At 75.5% G+C, this 18,818-nt stretch carries 16 protein-coding genes, 1 tRNA gene and 1 pseudogene; 9 read left to right on the forward strand and 9 right to left on the reverse strand.

Annotated elements, in window-relative coordinates:
• Window positions 1-18: 18 nt before the first annotated feature.
• On the reverse strand, window positions 19-870 hold the full coding sequence (locus tag AB0O29_RS08835) for a LysR substrate-binding domain-containing protein (protein WP_045951979.1): 852 nt from the start codon (window positions 868-870) through the stop codon (window positions 19-21).
• 145 nt (window positions 871-1,015) lie between these two features.
• Here AB0O29_RS08835 and AB0O29_RS08840 point away from each other — a divergent pair, with 145 nt between their 5' ends.
• Together AB0O29_RS08840 and AB0O29_RS08845 are read left to right on the forward strand one after the other, a co-directional pair.
• On the forward strand, window positions 1,016-2,080 hold the full coding sequence (locus tag AB0O29_RS08840) for a bile acid:sodium symporter family protein (protein WP_365148281.1): 1,065 nt from the start codon (window positions 1,016-1,018) through the stop codon (window positions 2,078-2,080).
• Window positions 2,077-2,505 carry a (2Fe-2S) ferredoxin domain-containing protein gene (locus AB0O29_RS08845; RefSeq protein WP_365148284.1) on the forward strand — a complete coding sequence of 143 codons (429 nt, stop codon included), beginning with the start codon at window positions 2,077-2,079 and terminating at the stop codon, window positions 2,503-2,505. The genes AB0O29_RS08840 and AB0O29_RS08845 overlap by 4 nt, the downstream gene beginning before the upstream one ends.
• A 7-nt stretch (window positions 2,506-2,512) precedes the next feature.
• On the opposite strand, the gene fdhD is transcribed toward AB0O29_RS08845, so the two are convergent.
• On the reverse strand, window positions 2,513-3,379 hold the full coding sequence (gene fdhD / locus AB0O29_RS08850; protein ID WP_365148421.1) for a formate dehydrogenase accessory sulfurtransferase FdhD: 867 nt from the start codon (window positions 3,377-3,379) through the stop codon (window positions 2,513-2,515).
• Between the two features lie 208 nt (window positions 3,380-3,587).
• Here fdhD and AB0O29_RS08855 point away from each other — a divergent pair, with 208 nt between their 5' ends.
• The 4 genes from AB0O29_RS08855 to AB0O29_RS08870 all read left to right on the forward strand — a co-directional run bounded on the left by AB0O29_RS08855 (window position 3,588) and on the right by AB0O29_RS08870 (window position 7,178).
• The gene (locus AB0O29_RS08855; RefSeq protein WP_365148287.1) at window positions 3,588-4,529 is read left to right on the forward strand and encodes a beta-ketoacyl-ACP synthase III; all 942 of its coding nucleotides are present in this window, start codon (window positions 3,588-3,590) and stop codon (window positions 4,527-4,529) included.
• 170 nt (window positions 4,530-4,699) lie between these two features.
• Complete coding sequence (locus AB0O29_RS08860; protein ID WP_365148290.1) at window positions 4,700-5,155, forward strand: hypothetical protein; 456 nt, start codon at window positions 4,700-4,702, stop codon at window positions 5,153-5,155.
• A gap of 167 nt (window positions 5,156-5,322) precedes the next feature.
• A tRNA-Leu gene (locus AB0O29_RS08865) sits at window positions 5,323-5,407 on the forward strand.
• Between the two features lie 112 nt (window positions 5,408-5,519).
• A complete protein-coding gene (locus AB0O29_RS08870) occupies window positions 5,520-7,178 on the forward strand; it encodes a serine/threonine-protein kinase (protein ID WP_365148293.1) in 1,659 nt (552 codons plus the stop codon).
• 318 nt (window positions 7,179-7,496) lie between these two features.
• Here the strand turns inward: AB0O29_RS08870 and AB0O29_RS08875 are convergent.
• Window positions 7,497-8,240, reverse strand: a pseudogene (locus AB0O29_RS08875) (IclR family transcriptional regulator C-terminal domain-containing protein); the annotation flags it as partial.
• Between the two features lie 779 nt (window positions 8,241-9,019).
• The gene (locus AB0O29_RS08880) at window positions 9,020-9,550 is read right to left on the reverse strand and encodes an RNA polymerase sigma factor (protein WP_365148296.1); all 531 of its coding nucleotides are present in this window, start codon (window positions 9,548-9,550) and stop codon (window positions 9,020-9,022) included.
• Between the two features lie 443 nt (window positions 9,551-9,993).
• Between AB0O29_RS08880 and metG the strand changes: the two genes are divergently transcribed.
• Together metG and AB0O29_RS08890 are read left to right on the forward strand one after the other, a co-directional pair.
• The gene (metG, locus tag AB0O29_RS08885) at window positions 9,994-11,709 is read left to right on the forward strand and encodes a methionine--tRNA ligase (RefSeq protein ID WP_365148299.1); all 1,716 of its coding nucleotides are present in this window, start codon (window positions 9,994-9,996) and stop codon (window positions 11,707-11,709) included.
• 145 nt (window positions 11,710-11,854) lie between these two features.
• Window positions 11,855-13,054, forward strand: a complete 1,200-nt coding sequence (locus AB0O29_RS08890; RefSeq protein ID WP_365148302.1) for a glycosyltransferase 87 family protein — start codon at window positions 11,855-11,857, stop codon at window positions 13,052-13,054.
• Window positions 13,055-13,065: 11 nt separating this feature from the next.
• Here AB0O29_RS08890 and AB0O29_RS08895 read toward each other — a convergent pair whose 3' ends face one another.
• The 5 genes from AB0O29_RS08895 to AB0O29_RS08915 form a co-directional block, all read right to left on the reverse strand.
• Complete coding sequence (locus tag AB0O29_RS08895; RefSeq protein ID WP_365148305.1) at window positions 13,066-13,887, reverse strand: hypothetical protein; 822 nt, start codon at window positions 13,885-13,887, stop codon at window positions 13,066-13,068.
• Window positions 13,888-14,059: 172 nt separating this feature from the next.
• Window positions 14,060-14,731 carry a response regulator transcription factor gene (locus AB0O29_RS08900; protein WP_365148307.1) on the reverse strand — a complete coding sequence of 224 codons (672 nt, stop codon included), beginning with the start codon at window positions 14,729-14,731 and terminating at the stop codon, window positions 14,060-14,062.
• Window positions 14,719-16,047: a sensor domain-containing protein gene (locus tag AB0O29_RS08905; RefSeq protein WP_365148310.1), complete on the reverse strand. Its 1,329-nt coding sequence runs from the start codon at window positions 16,045-16,047 to the stop codon at window positions 14,719-14,721. Before AB0O29_RS08905 ends, AB0O29_RS08900 begins: the two co-directional genes overlap by 13 nt.
• Before the next feature lie 65 nt (window positions 16,048-16,112).
• A complete protein-coding gene (locus AB0O29_RS08910; protein WP_365148424.1) occupies window positions 16,113-17,585 on the reverse strand; it encodes a YfcC family protein in 1,473 nt (490 codons plus the stop codon).
• 56 nt (window positions 17,586-17,641) lie between these two features.
• Window positions 17,642-17,971, reverse strand: coding sequence for a hypothetical protein (locus tag AB0O29_RS08915; protein ID WP_365148313.1), 330 nt, complete (start codon window positions 17,969-17,971; stop codon window positions 17,642-17,644).
• 253 nt (window positions 17,972-18,224) lie between these two features.
• Here AB0O29_RS08915 and AB0O29_RS08920 point away from each other — a divergent pair, with 253 nt between their 5' ends.
• Window positions 18,225-18,794: a hypothetical protein gene (locus AB0O29_RS08920; RefSeq protein WP_365148316.1), complete on the forward strand. Its 570-nt coding sequence runs from the start codon at window positions 18,225-18,227 to the stop codon at window positions 18,792-18,794.
• Window positions 18,795-18,818 lie beyond the last annotated feature (24 nt).

Raw genomic sequence — 18,818 nt, forward strand, 5'->3', positions numbered from 1 at the left:
ACCTGCGCACTCGCCGCTCTACGCCGGTCGGCTCAGCCGGTCGCCGCCCGCCAGGACGGCCGCCGCCAGGGCCTCCGCCGCCGGAGTCGGGCGGCGGCCCTGGAGCAGGGCGAACTCCACCGGCCCCAGCTCCGGCAGCCCGCCCACGCGCACCAGCCCCGGCGGGATCAGCCCCCGGGTGTGCGCCATCACCCCCAGCCCGGCCCGGGCCGCCGCGATCAGACCGCTCAGGCTCCCGCTCGTACAGGCGATCCGCCAGGCCCGCCCCTCCCGCTCCAGCACCTCCAGCGCCCGCGCCCGGGTGATCCCCGGCGGCGGGAAGACGATCAGCGGCACCGGCCGCTCCGGGTCCAGCCGCAGCCCCTCCGCCCCGATCCACACCATCCGGTCCCGCCACACCAGCCGGCCCCGCTCGTCCCCGGGCCCGCGCCGCTTGGCCAGCACCAGGTCCAGGCGGCCCTCGTCCAGCCGTTCGTGCAGGATGCCCGACAGCTCGACCGACAGCTCCAGGTCCACCTCGGGGTGCTCGTGCCGGAACCCCTCCAGGATCTCCGGCAGCCGCGTCAGCACGAAGTCCTCCGAGGCCCCGAACCGCAGCCGCCCGCGCAGCCGGGTCCCGGTGAAGAAGGCCGCCGCCCGCTCGTGCGCCTCCAGGATCGTCCGCGCGAAGCCCAGCAGCGCCTCCCCGTCCTCCGTCAGCGCCACGCTGTGGGTGTCACGGGCGAACAGCGGCCGGCCGGTGGCCTCCTCCAGCCGCCGCACGTGCTGGCTGACCGTCGACTGCCGCACGCCGAGCCGCCCCGCGGCCTGGGTGAAGCTCAGCGTCTGGGCCACGGTGAGGAAGGTGCGCAGCTGGACCGGGTCGTACACGCCCCCAGGGTAGTACGCGGCCATCACGACACGCGATGACAGTCAGTTCGGTGTACGGGTTTCCCGATGACCGGCGAACGGCGACGATGGAAGCCGCCCCTCCGCCACAGGGCGCGCCCTTCCCGACAGCAAGTGAGCACCGCCCATGCGACGCCCCCGCCTCCCCGCCCGGCTCCCCCTGGACCCCTACGTACTGGCGCTCCTCGCCACCGTGGGCCTCGCCGCGCTGCTCCCCGCCACCGGCCCGGCCGCCCCGGTCGCCGACGGCGCCTCCACGGCCGCCGTGGCCCTGCTCTTCTTCCTCTACGGAGCCCGCCTCTCCACCCGCGAGGCCCTCGACGGCCTGCGCCACTGGCGCCTCCACCTCACCGTCCTGGCCTGCACCTTCCTGCTCTTCCCGGCCCTCGGCCTGGCCGCCCGGCTGCTCGTACCCACCCTGCTGACGCAGCCCCTCTACAACGGCCTGCTCTTCCTGTGCCTGGTCCCCTCGACCGTCCAGTCCTCCATCGCCTTCACCTCCATCGCCCGGGGCAACGTCCCCGCCGCGATCTGCGCCGGCTCCTTCTCCAGCCTCGCCGGAGTCGTCCTCACCCCGCTGCTCGCCGGAGCCCTCCTCGGCGGCGCCGGCGGCGGCTTCTCCGCCGACTCCCTCCTCAAGATCGTCGTCCAGCTGCTGCTGCCCTTCCTCCTCGGCCAGCTCCTGCGCCGCTGGGTCGGCTCCTTCCTCACCCGCCACAAGAAGGTCCTCGGCTACGTCGACCGGGGCTCGATCCTCCTCGTCGTGTACGCCGCCTTCAGCGCGGGCATGGCCGCCGGGGTCTGGCACCGGATCAGCCTCCCCCGCCTCGGCGTGCTGATGGCCGTCGAGGCCGTGCTCCTGGCCGTGATGCTCCTCGTCACCTGGTACGGGTCCGCCCGCCTCGGCTTCGGCCGCGAGGACCGCATCGCCATCCAGTTCGCCGGGTCCAAGAAGAGCCTCGCCGCCGGACTCCCCATGGCCACCGTGCTCTTCGGGGCCCAGGCCTCCCTCGCCGTGCTGCCGCTGATGCTCTTCCACCAGATGCAGCTCATGGTGTGCGCCGTCCTGGCCCGCCGCCGCGCCGCGGACCCGCAGGCCCCGGACGCGGCCCAACTCCCGGCCGCCGTGTGGCGGAGGTCTCGCCCCGGCCCCAACACCCCGCTCCGCGGGCCCGGTAACGTGCGTCGGTGACCTGGATACGCCCGCTCGCCGCCCATGCCCCGCGCCCCTGCACCCTCGTGGTCTGCCGGGGCTGCTGCTGCGGGGACCCCCGCAAGAACCCCGGTACCGACCACGCCGGCCAGCTCGCCCGGCTCCGGGAGGCCGCCGACGCCTCCGGGGGCCGGCTCGCCGTGCGGACCAGCGACTGCCTCGGGCCCTGCGAGCGGGCCAACGTGATCGTGGTCCAGCCCACCACCGAGGCCCGCCGCCGGGGCGCCCGCGCCGTGTGGTTCGGCTGGGCCCTGGACGACACCGCGACGGACGAGATCATCGCCTGGGCCGAGTCCGGCGGCCCCGGCGCCACCCCGCTCCCGGCCACCCTCGACCTGCACCGCATCGACCCCCCGGAACCCAAGCCGGCCACCCCGTCCCCGCGCCGGGGCAGGCGCCGCTAGGGACGGGTCAGACCGCCTCGGGGCCGAGGCAGGCCGCCTCGGGGCCGGGCAGCAGGATCCGCTCCTCGCCCGCGTAGATGTTCATGTCCGGCCCCCGAAGGAAGCCCACCAGCGTCAGCCCCGACTCCCGGGCCAGGTCCACCGCCAGCGAGGACGGCGCCGACACCGCCGCCAGCACCGGGATCCCGGCCATCACGGCCTTCTGCGCCAGCTCGAAGGAGGCCCGGCCCGACACCAGCAGCACCGCCCCGGCCAGCGGCAGCCGCCCGTCCTGCAGCGCCCGTCCGACGATCTTGTCCACGGCGTTGTGCCGCCCCACGTCCTCCCGCAGGTCCAGCAGCTCGCCCTCCGCCGAGAACAGCCCGGCCGCGTGCAGGCCGCCCGTGCTGTCGAAGACCTTCTGCGCCGCGCGCAGCCGGTCCGGCAGTACGGACAGCAGGCCGGCCGGCACCCGTACCGGATCCGCCGCGAGCCCCGGGAAACGCGTCGCCGTGCGCACCGCGTCCAGGCTGGCCTTGCCGCACAGGCCGCAGGAGGAGGTGGTGTAGACGTTCCGCTCCAGCGTGATGTCCGGCACCGGAACCCCGGCGGCCAGCTGTACGTTGACCACGTTGTAGGTGTTGGACCCGTCCTCCGCGGCCCCCTCGCAGTAGGTCACGGCCCGGACGTCCGAGGCCTGCGCGATCACGCCCTCGCTGACGAGGAAGCCCACCGCCAGCGCGAAGTCGTCCCCGGGGGTGCGCATCGTGATGGCCAGCGGCTTGCCGTTCAGCCGTATCTCCAGCGGCTCCTCCGCGACCAGGGTGTCCGGCCGGACACCGGCCGCCCCGCCCCGGACCCGTATGACGCGGCGCCGCTCGGTGACCCGTCCCATCGCGATCAGCCCGCCTGCTCTCGTCCTCAACCTGTACCTGGCCAGTACATTCTCGCGGATCCGGTACGGGCCCGGTCCCCGGGCTGGAGCATGCTGGGAATTCTCCAAATTCCGGTGGCCTAATCCTGTTGGGTTACACGCAGACGTACTCATCAGTAGCAGGAGAAGGTGAATGATCCTGACTGCCGTACAAAGGGGGATCCCGCCCATGACCGGTTCACGCGTGGTGGCGCTTGGGCACTACCAGCCCGCGAAGGTGCTCACCAACGAGGACCTCGCGGCCATGGTCGAGACCAGCGACGAGTGGATCCTCTCCCGGGTCGGCATCAGGACCCGCCACATCGCGGGCCCCGACGAGCCGGTCGACGAGCTGGCCTACCAGGCCGCCGCGAAGGCCCTCGCCAACGCCGGCCTGACCCCGGACGACATCGACCTCGTGCTGGTGGCCACCTCCACCGCCATCGACCGTTCCCCCAACATGGCCGCCCGCGTCGCGGCCAAGCTGGGCATGAACAGCGCGCCCGCCGTGATGGACCTCAACGTCGTCTGCTCGGGCTTCACCCACGCCCTCGCCACCGCCGACCACGCCATCCGGGCCGGCTCCGCCACCCGCGCCCTGGTCATCGGCGCCGACAAGATGGCGGAGATCACGGACTGGACCGACCGCACCACCTGCGTCCTGACCGGCGACGGCGCCGGCGCGGCCGTCGTCGAGGCCTGCCCCGAGGCGGGGATCGGCCCGGTCCTGTGGGGCTCCGTCCCCGAGATGGGCCACGCGGTCCGCATCGAGGGCACGCCCCCGGTCTTCGCCCAGGAGGGCCAGTCCGTCTACCGCTGGACCACCAGCCGGCTCCCGGCGCTCGCCCGCAAGACCTGCGAGAAGGCCGGGGTCACCCCCGAGGAGCTCGCCGGGGTCGTCCTGCACCAGGCCAACCTGCGGATCATCGAACCCCTCGCCGCCAAGATCGGCGCCGTGAACGCCGTCGTCGCCCGGGACGTCGTCGACTCCGGCAACACCTCGGCGGCCAGCATCCCGATGGCCCTGTCCAAGCTGGTCGAGCGCGGCGAGATCCCCTCCGGCGCCCCGGTCCTCCTGTTCGGCTTCGGCGGCAACCTCTCCTACGCCGGCCAGGTCATCCGCTGCCCGTAGCGGCCGCCCCCCGCCGCACCCCGAGGCCCACCCCGACGTCCGCGTCCGGGTGGGCCTCGCGCGTGTACGACCTCAGGGGTACGCACGTTCGCCCGGCGGACTGACGCCCCCGCGCCCGGGGGCTCGCAGGATGGAATCACCCCATCAGCGAACAAACGGAGCAAGCCCCCATGAGCCGCCGCACGTCCCTCGTCCTCACCGGCGCCGGAGTCATCGCAGCCGGCGCCCTGGCCGCCGTCGTCGCCCTGCCGGCCGCGGCCGACTGGTACGACCACCGCCACGAGCAGTCGGACGACTACGCCACGGGCGCGGAGGCCAAGAAGGACCGGGCCTCGGTCCCGCGCTGGCTCGCGGACGACGCGGCCTCGGTGCGGTACGCCATGAAGACCACCGGCGGCGAGCGCCTGCTGAAGGCCGACCTCCCCGGCGGCCGCCTCCCGGCCGCCTGCGAGCCCGCCGCCCCCGCCGGGGCCAAGGCCCCGCAGATCACCGCCGCATGGTTCCCCAAGGGCGCCGAGTCCAAGGCCGCCGCCCGCTGCGGCCTCTACTACGCCTACATGGACGGGACCACCCTCTACGCCTGGCAGCACAACGACGACTGGATCAAGGACGGCGCCCGCACCTGACCCGGCCCACCCGCGCGAGACGATCCGTCTCACCCCCGGCCTCCGCGCATGCCCGCAGGTCAGCACGGCGTGGCGGGCCGGCGGCCGGACCGGATATCTGGTCGGAGGGGCGCCGATCCTTTGCTATTGTTGTCCATGTCGCCACGGGAAACCGGGGCCGACCACCGGTCCGGGTGGCGGAATGGCAGACGCGCTAGCTTGAGGTGCTAGTGCCCTTTATCGGGCGTGGGGGTTCAAGTCCCCCCTCGGACACAGACAGAGAACCCCACTTCGGTGGGGTTCTTTTTCGTGTTCCGGCCCGAGCCCAGGTGGCCGGATCCGCCGGTGCGGCATCATGGCCGTGACCGGGTCGAGGGGGAGCAGCGTGCCGCAGGACGAACCACGCAACGAGGTCGTGATCGCCGGGCGTTACCGCCTGGGGAAGAGGCTGGGCCGGGGCGGCATGGGCACCGTCTGGCGGGCCTCCGACGAGCTCCTGGGCCGCGCGGTCGCCGTCAAGGAGCTGCACGTCGGCGAGGGCAAGGAGACGACGGGGGCGCTGCGCGAGGCGCGCACCGTCGCGCAGATCAAGCACCCGCACGTGGTCGTCGTGCACGACGTCGTCGAGGACGACGGCCGCCCGTACATCGTGATGGAACTCGTCGAGGGCGGCTCCCTCGCCGACCGCCTCACCGCCGAGGGCCCCCTGGACGCCGGTGAGACCGCCCGCGTCGGGCTGGCCCTGCTCGGCGCCCTGAGCGCGGCCCACGAGCGCGGGGTGCTCCACCGCGACGTCAAGCCCGCCAACGTCCTCATGGAGGCGGGCACCGGCCGGGTGGTGCTCACCGACTTCGGGATCGCCCGCCTCGCCGGCTCCACCACCATCAGCGAGACCGGCGCGTTCGTCGGCTCGCCCGAGTACACCTCTCCCGAACGCATGCAGGGGGCCGCCGCCGGACCCGCCTCCGACCTGTGGTCGCTGGGGGCCCTGCTGTGCGCCGGGCTGACCGGCGAGTCCCCCTTCCACCGGGACTCCCTGGGCGGCGTCCTGCACGCCGTCGTCCACGACGAGATCCGCCCGCCCGCCCAGGCCGGACCGCTGACCCCGCTGGTCCGGGGCCTGCTGGAGCGCGACCCCGACCGCCGGCTCGGGGTGGCGGAGGCCCGGCGGATGCTCTCCGCGTACGTGACCACCGGCAGCCTCCCCCTCCTCGACCGCACGCCCGGCCCGCACCGGCCGGCCGTGCCCGCCCCCGGCCCGGCCGCCCCGGCCGGGTACTCGCCCACCGAACGCGCCACCGCGCAGACGGGCCCCGCGACCCCGGCCGGCCCCCGGGCGGGGCTGCGCGCCGGGCTGGTGGCCGCGCTCGTCGTGGTGGCCGTCATCGGCGCCGTGGCCGTGACCTTCCTGCTCTCCCGCCCGACGGGCGACGGCGGACCGGCGGCCGCCCGGGACGACCGCCCCGCCGCGTCCCCCGGCGCGGTCGCGCCCGCCGTCCGGCCCCCGGAGTCCGCCACCGCCACGGCCACCGCGACGACGACGGTGACCGCCCCCGCCCCCACACAGCCGGCGCCCGCCAAGCCGGTGCCCGCGAAGCCCGCCCCCGCCGGATACCGGACGGTGGCGGACCCGGCGGGCTTCACCCTGGCCGTGCCCCAGGGCTTCCAGCGCACCACCGACGACCAGCGGGTCTTCTACGTCTCCCCGGACGGCGCGTTCCGCATCGGCATCAAGGTCAAGCCCTCCGCGCCGGGCGGGCCCGTCGCCGCGATGCGCCAGTCCGACGCGAACGGCCCGTCCAACAACCCCGGCTACCGCGACGCCACCGTCCTGCCCACCAGCCACGACGGACTGCCCGCCGCCCTGTGGGAGTTCACCTGGAACGGCTTCGACGCCGCCGAGGGGGCCCGGCACACCTTCGACCTGTGCTGGGACGAGAACGGCCGGATGTACGACGTCTGGGTGTCGGCCCCCGTAGGCCGCCTCGCCCAGGCCCGGGGCCACTTCGACACCGCCCTGGACTCCTTCGCCCCGGGGGCCTGAGGCCGCGACCGCCCCTCAGGTACCCAGGACCACCAGCCCCTCCGGCGCCGACAGGCTCCCCGGGGCCAGCGGGCCCAGGGTCCGCGGGAGCGCCAGGCGCGGCCCGTCGCCGTCCGGGAGGGTGTCGAACAGGTACGCCGCCCCCGACGCGGAGTCGCTCACCAGGTGCGGTCCGGCGGCCGGCGCCGCGAACCGGGTCAGCGGGGTCCGGAAGAGCCGGCCCAGATGGCGCAGGGTCTCCGGGGCCGGGGCGGTGACCGCCGGAGCCGGGGCCGGAACCTGCGCCTGCGCCGGGGCGTCCGGGGGGATGGCCCCAGACAGCAGCAGGGCCAGCAGCACCGGGACCGCCTTGCGGCGCAGCGCCCGGGTCGCCTCGGGCAGCCGGTGGGCGTGGGCGGCGGGCAGGGACAGCGCCAGGCTCCCGGCGGCGCCGCCGGCGGCGATGGGCACCGCCGAGCAGACGACCCCGGGGGAGTACTCGCGCAGGTCGAAGACCGGGGCGCCGGGGGCCACCGCGTCCAGGGCGCTGAACAGGGCCCGGCTGTCGGTGATGGTGTGCGCGGTGAGCCGGGCCGGACGGTGGCGGGCCACGTGGTCGGCCCGCACGTCGTGGTCGAGCTGCGTCAGCAGGCACTTGCCGACCGCGCTGGCGTGCGCGGCGGCCCGGAAGTCCACCCACTCCCGCACCGGCGGAGCCCCCGGCCCGTCCGCCATCTGGGTGATCCGGACCTCGCCCTCCGCGTACCGGCTCAGGTAGACGGCGGCGCCCGCGCTGTCCCGGGCCAGCGCCAGGGTGCGCTGGAGCTGCCCCGCCAGGCCCCCGCCGCCCGGGGCCGCCAGCCGGTCCAGGGCCGGGCCGGGCGCGTACACCCCCGCGCCGGGACGGCAGGCGTACTCCTCCTCGCACAGCATCGACAGCAGCGGGCGCAGCGCCGCCTCCGTGAGCCCGGCCTGCCGCGCCAGCCGGTCGGCCCGCACCCCCAGCGGGTGCCGCTCCAGGACCCGTACGACCTCCAGCGCGCGCCGCGCCTGCGCCAGGGCCTCCCCGGTGTCGGAGCGCACCGCCGTGCCGCGCGCGGCCGAGGTCAGCGCGGGGTGGCGCAGCGGGCCCGCGGCCGGGCGGGGCCGGGGCTCCGGGAGCGGGGGCGGCGGCAGGAACGCGGCCAGCACCCCGGGCAGCTCCGCCCGCGGCACCGGCACCGGGCCCAGATCGGGGTCGTCGCACTGGTCGACGTACCGCAGGACGGCCGCCTGCGCGCACAGCCGCACCTCGCGCAGCTCCCGGCGGCCGCCGGGCCGGAACCCCCGGCGGCCCAGTTCGCGGGCCCACAGGCGGGCGTCGTGGTGCTCGCCGCGCCGGGAGTGGTCCAGGAACAGGCAGTAGGCGGCGGGGGCGGTGCGCGGGCCGCCGGATCCGGCGGCGAACTGCCACCAGAACCGGGCCCCCTCGCGCAGCCCCGCCAGGTGCAGCAGGCAGCCGAAGACGACGGACCCGGGCAGATCGGCGTGGCCGCCGTCGACGAACCGGCCGAGGTCGCGTCCGGCGTGCGGATCGCAGACCACGGAGAGGCAGGCGGCCTTGAGGTCCCGGCGGGCCCGCTCGGAGTCCAGCGGCCGGTCCCGGGCCGGGTCGCTCCAGCCGAAGGAACGCCGCCGGCTCCTGGGGGCCGGCGGGGTGGGGGCGCCCGAGGCGCGGGGGGTGCGCAGCAGGCGGGCCTCGGCGCCGCCGAGGTCGTAGTGCGGGTAGCGGTCGCGCACCCCCGCGCGCAGCAGGAACTCGGACAGGGCGCGGGGGGCCGCGCCCTGTCCCTCCCGCGCGCCGGTGCGGCCGTCGGCGGCGCTCATGACTCGGCGGCGGCGTCGAGCAGCCGCGCGAGGCGCCGGCGGGCCTGGCCGAGCTGCGAGCGGACGGTGGCCTCGTCGACGCCCATCACGGCGGCGGCCTCACCCGGGGTGCACCGCAGCCCGTAGCTCAGCATCACGGTGTCCCGCTGCCGCTCGGCGAGGCGGGAGACGGCCCGGTAGAAGCGGATGGTGTCCGTCAGCACCTCGTACTGGTCGGGGTGGGCCTCCTTCAGGGCCGCCTCGAAGGCGCTGATGTCCATCGGCTCGGGCCGGCGCAGCCGGGGGTCGCGGCGCTGCTGCCAGTCGACGATGCGCTGCTTGAGCACGGTCCAGGCGTAGGCGTCGAGCCGGTCCATGTGCAGCATGCGGAGCCATTCGTGCATGATCGAGTCGAAGGTGGCGTCCACCGCGTCCTCGGCGTCCGTGTCGGAGCCGAGCTGGAGGTACGCGAAGCGCATGTACGCGGGCCGCCGGTTGGTGTGGAAGGCCCAGTACGACAGGCGCGCGGTCGGATCCCACTGACTCATGGGCGTCGGGTGCCGCCGCCGGCTGGGCAGTCCCACGGCCCCGCCGGACTCCTCCGGTCCGCCATCGTTCACCGTTCCCCACCTCATCCCCTGATGCCGGTCCATGAGAGCAGTACCGGCGCACTCGGGGGGCGTGGAGGAGAAACCTGAAGGGATTACGTCGGGTGGTGACCGCTTCGTGAACGATGTCGATCAAGCGGAGGGCCCGTCGGCCCGTACGCATATCCCGTCGGCACCTCCGCCCGCCGGGCGCCGCGGGCGCCGTCCGGCGTCCCCGTGCCCGGTCCCGGTCCGCCCACCGGATACCGGTCGGGGTCCGCGCCCGCGGTTCGATACGATGAACCGCCTCACCATGCGTATTCGGCACGGCACGCCCCGGGCGGGCCGCCGCCGCGCACGGCCGCATGGACCCGTAGAAATGAACTGAAATGGAGCATCCGAGGATGGCTCGACACCTGATCACCAGCGCGCTTCCGTACATCAACGGGATCAAGCACCTGGGCAACATGGTCGGGTCGATGCTTCCGGCGGATGTGTACTCCCGGTACCTCCGCCAGCGCGGCCACGACGTCCTGTACATCTGCGCCACCGACGAGCACGGCACCCCCGCCGAACTCGCCGCCAAGGAGGCCGGGATCTCGGTCGCCGAGTTCTGCGCGCAGGCCCACGACGCCCAGAAGGCGGTCTACGACGGCTTCGAGCTGTCCTTCGACCACTTCGGCCGCAGCTCGTCCGCGCAGAACGCCGAGATCACCCAGCACTTCGCGCGGCGGCTCCAGGAGAACGGCTTCATCGAGGAGCGCGCGATCCGGCAGGTGTACTCGCCCGCCGACGGCCGCTTCCTGCCGGACCGCTACGTCGAGGGCACCTGCCCGCACTGCGGCTACGACAAGGCGCGCGGCGACCAGTGCGAGAACTGCACCCGCGTCCTGGACCCCACGGACCTGATCGAGCCCCGCTCGGCCATCTCCGGCTCCACCGAGCTGGAGGTCCGCGAGACCAAGCACCTCTTCCTGCTGCAGTCCAAGCTCCAGCACGAGGTCGAGGCCTGGGTCGCGCGCCACGAGGAGGAGTGGCCGCAGCTGGCGTCCTCCATCGCCCGCAAGTGGCTGACCGAGGGCCTGCACGACCGCGCCATCACCCGCGACCTCGACTGGGGCGTCCCCGTCCCGGCCGACACCTGGCCCGAACTGGCCGCCGAGGGCAAGGTCTTCTACGTCTGGTTCGACGCGCCGATCGAGTACATCGCCTCCACCAAGGAGTGGGCCGACGCCGACCCGGCGAACCGCGACCACAAGGCGTGGTGGTACGAGGCCGAGGACGTCCGCTACACCCAGTTCATGGCCAAGGACAACGTCCCGTTCCACACGGTGATGTTCCCGGCCACCGAGCTCGGCACCCGCGAGCCGTGGAAGATGGTCGACTACGTCAAGGCCTTCAACTGGCTGACGTTCTACGGCGGCAAGTTCTCCACCTCGCAGAAGCGCGGCGTCTTCACCGACCAGGCGCTGGAGATCCTCCCGGCCGACTTCTGGCGCTACTTCCTGATCGCCAACGCCCCCGAGTCCGACGACTCGTCGTTCACCTGGGAGCACTTCGCCGCCACCGTCAACAAGGACCTCGGCGGCACCCTCGGCAACTTCGTGAACCGCGTCCTGACCTTCTCCCGCAAGAAGTTCGGCGACGAGGTCCCGGCCGGCAACCCGGCCGGCGAGGCCGAGGCGAAGCTGGGCGAGCAGATCGCCGAGCTCCTCGCCGAGTACGAGGGCCACATGGAGGCCCTCCAGTACCGCAAGGCCGCGGCCGCGCTGCGCGCCCTGTGGTCGGCGGGCAACGCCTACCTGGACGAGAAGGCCCCCTGGCTGGAGGTCAAGACCGACCTGGAGGCCGCCGCGCTCACCCTGCGCACCGCGATGAACCTCATCCACCTCTACTCGGTGGTCTCCGAGCCGTTCATCCCGGCCTCGGCGCGCACCATGCGCTCCTCCTTCGACCTGCCCGGCGACACCGCGACGTGGGTGACCCCGGAGCAGGCCAAGGCCCTGGACGCGGTCCCGGCCGGCACCCCGTTCACCGTGCCGCCGGTGCTCTTCGCCCGGATCGCCGAGGAGGACCTGGAGTCCTACCGCGAGCGCTTCGGCGGTTCCCCGGAGGCCTGAGCCCCCTGACCGCCGTCCGAAGGGCGCGACCCCGCCGGGGTCGCGCCCTTCGGCGCATCCGGAGGCCGTGGTAGGGAAAACCCCACCGTGAAAGCTCCGCCCAGGCGTGCAGACCGGGGCGGGGCCGCGCGGCTGGAATGGGTCCATGACCCCTTCCCCCACCGCCCGGTGGACCGCCGGCTGGCTGCTCGCCGCCGCGTGGGCCCTGTCCTTCCCGCTGTTCTCCACCCTGGCCCCGCACCGCCTGTGGGGGTGGTGCGCGGCCGCCGGATACCTCGCCGCCGCCGCGGCCACCGCCCTCGGACGGCGCCGTGAGGCGCTCGGCGCGGCCCTGCTCGGGGCCGTCGCCGTCCCCCTCCTGTACCTGGTCCTGACCGGGCGGGGCCAGTCCGAGGTCGGCGTGATCGAACGCTCCGGGCGGCTCCTGCTCGACACCGGCAGGATGTACGTGGACCACCCGGCCGGGGTGGGGGACTACACCCCCTACCTCCCGGCCATGTCCCTCCTCGGCGTCCCCCGCGCCCTGCTGGACGGCGCCTTCGGCGGGGGAGGGGGATGGGCGGTCCGACTCCTGGGCGACGCCCGCATCTGGTGCGCCGCCGCCCTCTTCGGCGGGATGGCCGCGGGCCGGCGCCTGCTCGGCGCGGCCCCCTCGCCGCTGCTCCCGCTGCTGGTGGCCTCGCCGGTGGTGGCGCTCCCGCTGGCGGTGAGCGGGGTGGACCTGCCGCTGGCGGGGCTGTGCTGCCTCGCCCTCGCGGGGGCCGCCTCCGGCCGCCCGGCCCTCGCGGGGCCGGCCCCGGGCGCGGCGTGCGCCCTCAAGTGGACGGCGCTGCCCGCGGTCGCGGTGGCGGCGGCGCTCCTGGGGGCCCGCTGCGGCGCCCGGGCGGCGGTCCGCTGCGCGGTGGTGGCCGGGTCGGTCACGGCCGCCCTGGTGCTGCCGGGGGCCCTGCTCCAGCCGGGGGAGCTGTGGCGGCAGGTGTTCGCCTTCCCGACGGGCCGGGCGCCGGTGCCGACCCCGGCGAGCAGCCCCCTGCCGGGGCATCTGCTGGCGCAGCTCGGGCCGTGGGGCTGGTACCTCACGACGGCCCTGCTGGTGCTGGGCGGGCTGGGGGTGGCCCTCTCGCTGTGGGTGCGCCCGCCGCGCACGGCGGCCGCCGCCGCGGACCGGCTCGCGCTCGGGCTGACCCTGGCCTTCCTGCTGGCCCCGGCGGGGCGCTTCGGCTACCTGGCGCTGCCGGTGCTGCTGGTGGCGTGGGCCCGCTCGGCCGTGCCCGCCGGGCCCGTCCCCTCGCGGGTGGTGGCCCGGTCGCGGAGGCGGCCCGGGAGCCCGGCGCCGGTCCGGTGACGGGTGCGGGGTCAGGGCGCGCCGGGTCCCTCGTACCGTTCGACCCGCTCGTCGACCGCGCGCTGGAGCGGCCGCAGCCGGTCCGTCAGCTCCCGGAGGTCGGCCGTCCGGCCGTCCGACCACTGCCCGAGCCCGGCCACCACGACCCGTCCGGTGCCGGAGAACGACTGCACCAGCCCGCTCCCGGGGCCGAGGGCGGCCAGTCCGGAGGCGGGCGGCGGGGCCTGCACGCCGAGCTGGTGGTCGTCGGGGGCCGACGCCAGCCCGGTCACCACCCGCACCGTGTCCTGCGGGTCCCTGAGCGTGAAGACGGCGATCTCGAACCGGTTGTCCCGGGCGTCCTTGTAGAGGGCGGTCTGCCCGCCGAGGCAGCCCCTGCCCTCGGCGAGCATCGCGGCGAGGCGGGGGCCGACGGAGGCCGGCTCGGCGCAGGAGGGCAGCACCTTCGAGTCGACCCGGGTGAAGGCGCCCCCGGCCCCGTCCGGCACCTCGGCGGGGAACACGTCCGCCTGCGGGACCATGCTCCGGTCGGCGGCCGGGGAGGCCGGGGGAGCCGGGGCGGGGGACGCGGCGGCGGAGGGCGTCCTCCTCGGCCGGACGGTGACGTGCTCCTCGTCGGACGGGTCGGTCAGGTCGAGCGTGACGAGGGCCAGGAGGCCCATCAGCAGCAGCAGCCCGAGGACGAGCGGCCACGTCCGCGTGGGCCCCGGCGCGGCGGACTCGTGGATCGAGGCGCCGCGGACGAAGTCCTCGTCGAGGACCACGTTCCACTCGTCCTCGTCGGGACCGTCCGGCCCGCCCGCTCCTGGGGGCATCGCATCGTTCTTCGCCACCCTGAGACCCTAGTGAGCCCTTCCGCCGATCGGCACATCCGCAGGTCACAGCCTCATCACTATGCGCCCCCGGGGTCTTGCGCCGGGGGCGCGGCGGCCACGCGCCGCACGGCGTGCCCGAATGCCGGCACGGCACCCGCCCCCGGCGGGGTGCGGGGAGGCCGCGGCGGGGTCAGTCCGCGGTGGTACGGGGGCCGGCGCCGCGCAGGTGCGCCAGTACCGCCAGGACGCGGCGGTTGCCCTCGGACGGGTCCAGTTCCAGCTTCGTGAAGATGCTGCCCGCGTGCTTCACGACGGAGGCCTCGGTGACGAACAGCCGGGCCGCCAGGGCCTGGTTGTTGAGCCCCTCCGCCATCAGGGCCAGCACCTCGCGCTCGCGCGGGGTCAGCCGGGCGAGCGGGTCGCCGTCCGGCCGCGCGGCCAGCAGGACGCGGACCACCTCGGGGTCGAGGACCGTCCGGCCCTCGTACACCCCTCGCAGGGCGTCGAGGAACTCCTCGACCTCGCCGACCCGGTCCTTGAGCAGATAGCCCAGGCCGGCCGCCGAGCCGCCGGTGAACAGCCGCGCCGCGTAGGCGGTGGCCACGTACTGCGACAGCACCAGGACCGGCAGCGAGGGGTCCCGGGAGCGCAGTTCGAGGGCGGCCCGCAGCCCCTCGTCGCTCTGCCCGGGCGGCATCCGCACGTCCGTGACCACCACGTCGGGCCGCTCGTCCGCCACCGCCCGCAGCAGGGCGGGGGCGTCGCCCACGGCGGCGACGACCCGGTGGCCGCCCAGAGCCAGCAGCTCCGTCAGGCCCGCGCGCAGCAGGACGGAGTCCTCGGCCAGGATCACCCGGAGCACGGCACCTCCACCCGCAGCCGCGTCGGCCCGCCCACCGGACTCGACACCGTCAGCCTGCCCCGCAGCATCGCCACCCTGTCCGCCAGTCCCGCCAGGCCCGCTCCCGCGCCGGGATCGGCCCCGCCGCGGCCGTCGTCGGTGATGGTGAGGGTGAGCCGGCCGTCCTCGACCCTACCGGCGACGCCGACCCGCGAGGCACCGCTGTGCTTGGCGGCGTTGGCGAGGGCCTCGGTGACGGTGAAGTACGCGGTGACCTCGACCGGTCCGGGCAGCCGGGGCACGTCGAGGTCCACCGCGACCGGGACCGGATGGCGCAGCGCCACCTCGGCGACGGCCGCCGCCAGCCCGTGGTCCGTCAGCACCTGCGGGTGCATCCCCCGCACCAGGTCCCGCAGTTGGGACAGTGCCAGCTTCGCCTCCCCGCGCGCCCGGCGCACGAGCACGGCGGCCCCGTCCAGCGCGGGCGGGCCCGGGGCCGCGTCTTCGGCGTCCGGGGCCGGTGGCGCGGCGGCCTTGCGCAGCTCCATCTCGGCCAGGCCCAGGGTCATGCTGAGGGCGACCAGCTGCTGCTGGGCCCCGTCGTGCAAGTCCCGTTCGATGCGCCTCCGTTCCGCCTCGAAGGCCTCCACCAGCCGGACCCGCGACCGGGTCAGCTCCAGCACCCGGGCGTCCTCCTCGCGGGGCCCGAGCAGCAGCCGGGCGGTCTTCACCTGCGCCCCGGAGACCAGCGCGGCGGCGTACCCGGCGAGCACCACTCCGGCCAGCCCGACGGCCGTCCCGCCAAGGGCCTCCAGCGGCCCGGCCACCGCCTCGCCGGGTACCAGCATCACCGGCTCCGGGGCCAGGGCCCACACGATCACCGGGGCCGCCACCAGCATCAGGGAGAGGGCCAGCAGGCAGAGCACCCCGAACCCGGCCGCGCCGAACACCACCCCGAACAGCAGGGCGTACCCGAACTCCCGCCAGGTGGCCCGCTCCCGCAGCCGCGTCCGCAGCCAGGCCGCCGCGCCCGCCCCGGCGAGCGAGACGTGCGGATCGGCGACGGGCTCGGGCTCCACCCACCGCAGCCGGCGCCGCTCCAGCTCCCCGAGCGGCACCGCCCCGGCCAGGGCCCCGACCAGCAGCACCAGCCCGATCCCGGCGACCGCCAGCAGCAGCCCGAGCCCGAGCAGCAGGGCCAGCGCGCACAGCACCCCGTACCCGAGCGCGAACCCGCTGCCGAGGTACGCCCAGCACCGCCACGGCCACCAGGACCCCAGGAACCGCACCGGCCGCCGCAGCACCCGCCAGACGGCCACGGGCGGTTCGGGGGGCATCACGTCAGGGGAGGATCCGGGCACACCCCCAGCCTAGGCGACGCGCCCCCGTACCCGAGGGGCCGTCACATCGCCGCCCCCAGGGCCACGAACCCGCAGATCAGCACGAACAGCAGGGCCAGCAGGGGCCAGACGAAGCGGAGGTACTTGTCGTAGCCGACCTTCGCCAGGGCGACGCCGCCGATGGTGACGGCCGTCGTCGGCACCCACAGGTTCATCCAGCCGCTGGCCGCCTGCCAGGCCGTCACCACCACCGCGCGGGAGACGCCCGCGAAGTCGGCCAGCGGGGCCAGGATGGGCATGGCGAGGGTGGCGTGGCCGGAGGTGGAGGGGATCAGGAAGGCCAGCGGCAGGTTGACCAGGAAGACGATCACCGCGAAGAGGCTGGAGGAGGTCCCCTTCACCACGCCCTCGATGGAGTGCAGGACGGTGTCGGTGATCCTCGAGTTGTTCATGATGACGGTGACCCCGCGCGCCAGCATGATGACCAGGGCGGGGGAGATGAAGTCGGCGGCGCCCTGGATGATCGTCGAGCTGAGCTTCGCCTCGCCCATCCGCGCCACCAGCCCCACCAGCACCGCCGCGCACAGGAACAGCGCCGACAGCTGGGGGAAGGACCAGCCCAGCTCCCAGGAGTACGGGGTGGCGTCGGCCCTGCCGGTCAGCGCGCTGGACCAGGGCACCACCGAGAAGATCATGAAGGCGAAGACCAGGACGAGCAGCACCAGCACGGCCCGGTGCAGCGGGGTCAGCCGCGGCTCCTCGTCGGAGTCGGCCTCCGCCTTGCGGTCCAGGTCCCCCGGCAGGAACCCGCACAGGGACCGGCCCGGGTCGCGCTGGACGCGCCGCGCGTAGCGGATGACGTACAGGACGGTGACGGCCGTGAGCACCACCCACATCGCGAAGCGCAGCACGATGCCGTCGCCCAGCGAGATGCCGGCCGCCGAGGAGGCCACCCCGGTGGCGAAGGGGTTGACGGTGGAGCAGAGCACCCCGATGCCCGCGCCCAGGATCGAGGCGCCGACCGCGACGAGCCGGTCGTAGCCGAGCGCCAGCATCATCGGCACCAGCAGGCCGTAGAACCCGAGGGTCTCCTCGGCGAAGCCCTCCACCGTGCCGAGCACGGAGAAGACCACCATCACGGCGGCGATCAGCAGGGCCCCGCGCTCGCGCAGCCGGTGGGCGAGGCGGGCGATGCCCCGGTCGAGGGCGCCGGTGGCGAAGACGACGGTGATGAAGGCACCGATGGCCAGCACGAACAGGAAGACGCCGGCACTGCCGTACAAGGCGCCGGTGAGGCTCGGGCCGACCTCGTGGGTGGTGGGGTCCTGGATGCCGTAGAGGCCGTTGACGGGGGCGAGGAACAGGTCGTTCAGGCGGTCGGTGAGGCTGCGCGTGCCGGAGACCCGGTGGTAGGTGCCGGAGACCGGGGCGCCGTCGGCGTCGCGGTCGTACTGGCCCGCCGGGATCAGGAAGGCCAGCAGCCAGATGGCGACCGTGACCAGGGCCAGGATGGTCAGGGCGCTGGGGAAGCGCAGCCCCCTGGGCGGGACCTCCGGCTCCGCCTGCGGGGCGCCGGCCTGCGGCGGGGCCGTCACCGGGGGGCTCCCGCGGCCCGGAAGTCCGCCGCGTACTCCCGTACGCAGGCCTCCTTGAGCGCGGCCGGGGCCGCCCGGTGGGCGGGCCCCCCGGTGCGGGCCTCGAAGCCCGGGCCGGTGTCGCCGGGGGTCACGGTGAGCGGGATGCCGGACGGCCGCTGCGCCCGCAGGTGCCCGACCAGGCGGGTACGGGCCCCCACCGGGTCCCGGTGCGGATGGAAGCGCGGGTTCAGCTTGGCCCGGGCGTACGGCACCACCGCCGAGGCGGCGTGGTCCACGGCCGGCGCCCCCAGACCCTCCTCCGCGCCCCGCCCGTCTTCTTCCACGCGCGCCACCGTCCCTCGGCCGAGCCGCGAACACGTCCCTCCGAGCATGGCCCGGGGGCCGGGCGGCCGCCGTGGCGGACTGGTCCGCACGGGTGACCGGCCGGGCGGCCCGCGCCCCGCGCGGGCCGTCGCCCGCGGGCCCGAAATCACCCCTCGGACAAGGATCCCGACCCGTCCGGCGCGTGTCGAACCGGGCCCTTGATCGTTTCTTCAGCCGTAACCCACATATCGGCTGCCGAATCGGAGGACCGCGGTGACGGCCTGGCAGTACTACGCCGGTGCGGGCATGGTGGCCGCGCTCTGCCCGTTCCACGGTTACGTGGCGGTCGCCGGCGACGGCCACGGCGGCGGGGCCCGGGTCGACGTCTGCGTGCCCGCCGGACGCCCGCCCGCCGGACGCCCGCCGATGCCCCCGCCGCCCGTGGCCCGGCCCGGCTCCCCGGCCGTCGTCCCGCCCTCCGTACGGGTCACCCTGCCCGGCGCCGAACGGCCCGTCCACCACCCCGGCGAGGCTCCGGGCCTGCCGCCCGCGCCCGAGCCCGGGCCCCCGGCGCCGGACGGCGCGGCGCAGCCGCCCCCGGCCCCGCCGGCGTCCGCGCCCGGGCCGGAGCCCGCGCCGGCGGCGGCCTCCGGTCCGCCCGCGCCCGGCGCCGCCGCACCCGTGAGCGCCTTCCACGTGCGCCCGTACCGCTCCGCCGCGCTGGAGCGGCGCGGCCCGAACGGGCTGAGCACCATGATGCTGATGGTGGTCGTCACCACCCCGGCCGTGCTCGCCGCCGCCGCGCTGCGCCCCCGCTCCAAGAGCCGGGGCACGGCCTCCTGAGACACCGCCGCACCGCGGCTCGAA

It is taken from the genome of Streptomyces sp. NPDC089915 (assembly GCF_040684675.1).
Lineage (GTDB): Bacteria > Actinomycetota > Actinomycetes > Streptomycetales > Streptomycetaceae > Streptomyces.